The sequence below is a fragment of the Aquiflexum sp. genome (genome assembly GCF_041749095.1).
Classification (GTDB): Bacteria; Bacteroidota; Bacteroidia; order Cytophagales; family Cyclobacteriaceae; genus Aquiflexum.
Genome location: NZ_JBGTCA010000471.1, coordinates 1 through 2,918, shown reverse-complemented (window position 1 = coordinate 2,918; position 2,918 = coordinate 1). Strand labels below are relative to the sequence as shown.

3 protein-coding genes are annotated in these 2,918 nt (G+C 41.1%); all 3 read right to left on the bottom strand.

Annotated features, from left to right (window positions below):
• On the bottom strand, positions 1-1,465 hold a 1,465-nt coding region (locus tag ACEW8O_RS21285), incomplete at its 3' end, for a glycoside hydrolase family 2 protein (RefSeq protein WP_373496642.1).
• Positions 1,466-1,654: 189 nt separating this feature from the next.
• Entirely contained in the window at positions 1,655-2,719 is a 1,065-nt protein-coding gene (locus ACEW8O_RS21280; protein WP_373496641.1) for a family 43 glycosylhydrolase, read from the bottom strand.
• Positions 2,720-2,795: 76 nt separating this feature from the next.
• Entirely contained in the window at positions 2,796-2,912 is a 117-nt protein-coding gene (locus ACEW8O_RS21275; protein ID WP_373496643.1) for a RagB/SusD family nutrient uptake outer membrane protein, read from the bottom strand.
• Between the last annotated feature and the right edge of the window lie 6 nt (positions 2,913-2,918).

Genomic DNA, 2,918 nt, shown 5'->3' with positions numbered 1-2,918 from the left:
CCATGATGAAGTTTCCGCCGCTGGCAGAATTTACCAATCTGGTGGGGTCATATTTTTTTGTCCAAACTGTGATTTCCTTTGTCTTAAACTGACCCCAAGCTTCATTAAAGGGTACCCAAACAACTATGGAAGGAAAATTGTAATTGGCATCGATTATGGCTTTCCACTCTGTTTTGAAAATCCCCTCGGATTCAGCAGTTCTGTCTCTTTCAGTTCCTTTACCAACAATGCCCAAGCGATGTTCCCATGCATTCCCATGGTCACCATTCGGCATATCCTGCCATACCAACATGCCCATTTTATCACAATGGTAATACCACCTTGCCGGCTCGACCTTTACATGCTTTCTGATCATATTAAAGCCCATTTCCCAGGTTTTGACAATATCGAATACCATGGCTTCTTCCGTAGGTGCCGTGTAGAGCCCATCCGGCCACCAACCTTGGTCCAAGGGACCATATTGGAAAACAAATTTGTCGTTGAGCAACATGCGCTGGATTCCGTTGGAATCATATCCCATACTGATTTTTCGGATGGCCGTGTAACTTTTGACTTTGTCCAAAGACTTATTGCCTTTCAACAATTCCACCTCAAGATCATACAGAAAAGGAGATTCCGGTGACCAATGGCGGGCATTGGGAATGGCTAACTCCAGTTCTCTCCCGGCATCCTCAATACTTTCCGCAATTTTATTGCCTTCTGCAAATACACTGACTTTAAGTTTTGTTCCTGTTGCACTTCCGGTAAGTTCGGGTTTTATTTTTATGCTGTTATTATCAAAATCAGGGGTAGTCCTCAATGATGAAATGAAAGTTTCAGGAACGGTTTCTAACCATACTGTCTGCCAGATTCCTGTTACAGGGGTATACCAGATGGCATTAGGTTTTTTCACCTGCTTTCCTCTTGGCTGTGGCCCCTCATCTGTTGGATCCCAAACTCTTACAGTAATCTCCTGTGATCTGCCTCTTTTTAAAGCGCTGGTGATATCAAAATAAAATGGATCATAACCACCTCTATGAATTCCTACAGATTGCCCATTGACAAAAACTTCAGTTTCCCAATCTACCGCTCCGAAATGGATTAAAACTTTACCTTTTCTCTGGCTATTGCTGATTTCAATTTTTCTGAAATACCAAAGCTCATTGTCTTTCCCAACAATCTTGCCTACTCCCGAAAGTTGGGATTCGACGGGGAATGGTACAGTTATTTTTCCTTGAAAATTCTCAGGAATATTGTTGCCTTTGGTCAAAATTGCATAATCCCATTGGCCATTCAGGTTGACCCAACCTTCCCGCTCCATCTGGGGACGGGGGTATTCTGGATGAGGCAAATCAGCATTCACCTTCTCGGACCAGGGACTTGAAATGGCAGGAGTGGAAAGTTTATCCTCCTGTCCGAACACCAACAATTGGGTTAGTAATAAGAAAAAAGTTAAAACGGTGATTTTTTGGTTATGTAATTGCATAGGTTTTTAAGAGTTTAATTAAATTCCAATCATTAAATAATGATTTGTTGGAGGTAATTTGAGAAATGGGAATTCAGTTTACTTTAACCAATAAATTGTAATTTTTCTAAACTTGAATCTTTAAATGAGAGCTATTTTTTAAAATGACTTTCAGAATAGGACAGCGATTTTTTTGCATCTATTTAAGTATTAATTAAAGATCGGAGCAGGTTTGGAACTCACACTTGGCATACTGCCTTCGATTGTGGGCCAATCGTCCTGCCAGATGATTTTGTCCAGCATCAAAGGCCTGCGATTTGCCCCATTTTGCAAATAGGGATTGTTTTTGGGGATTGCGTGGTATAACAGCCAGTCATCTCCTTCATCATCCGTCACGACATGTCCATTGTGTCCAGGTCCTGCAAAACCATAACTGACTTCATTGCCACGAAGTATCAACTCCCCGAAATTACCTTCAGCTATATCGTTGCCTTTTTTATCCAAATAGGGGCCCAAAATATTTTCCGATACAGCAACCTTTAACCGATAATTACTATTGGCACCATCACAACACGAACCTTCCGAACCAAAATAAATAAACTTCCCATTCCTTTTCAGGATATAAGAGGCTTCCAAATGGGTATGCCCAATTTTAACTTTTTCGCCTTGAATTGACTTACCGTCATCAGAAAGGCTTATGGCATAAATCCCATGAAAACTTCCCCAAAAAAGATATTTCTTTCCTGCTTCTTCTATGTAAAAGGCATCAATGGAATTGTCCACTCCGACCTCTTGTGATAGAAATAGTTTTCCCTGATCGAGGAATGGCCCTTCAGGATTTTGGGCAATGGCCAAGCCAATGCCAGGATTGGGGTCTCCCCATGTCGAATAGGAATAGTACATGAAAAATTCCTCACCTACTTTGACTACATCCGGTGCCCAGATTCCACCTGAATCTTTCCAAGTTGGTTTGACCTGAAAAGCATTGTTTACGAATTCCCAATCCACCAAATCTTTGGATTTGATAATAGGCACCAATTTATGTCCTCCCTCAGTTCCCCAATTGTCTTCTGTTCCATAAGCATAAAAATATTCCCCTTCCTGCAATACTGAGGGATCAGCCAAAACAGGAGTAAATACAGGATTGACATATATTTTTACCGGTTTGGGATCATCAACTCCATTGGGCAGTTCGGTTTGATTGTCATTGCATGCCACACATGCGCTCAACCAAAAGCATGATACCCAAAGTGTGATTTTTAGATAATTTTTCATTAAACTGATTTTAGAGAAATATGAGGAAAGAGAGCAGCAAAAATATGCTGCCCCCTATTTCAATTTATGTGAATGATTACCAGCCCGGGTTTTGGCTTAAACTTTTGTTGATATCCAAGTCTCTCTGGGGAATTGGCAAAAACTCATGTCTTCCAACCTGAAAGTTATTGAATCCGGGATCCCTTTGTGCCAAACCTGG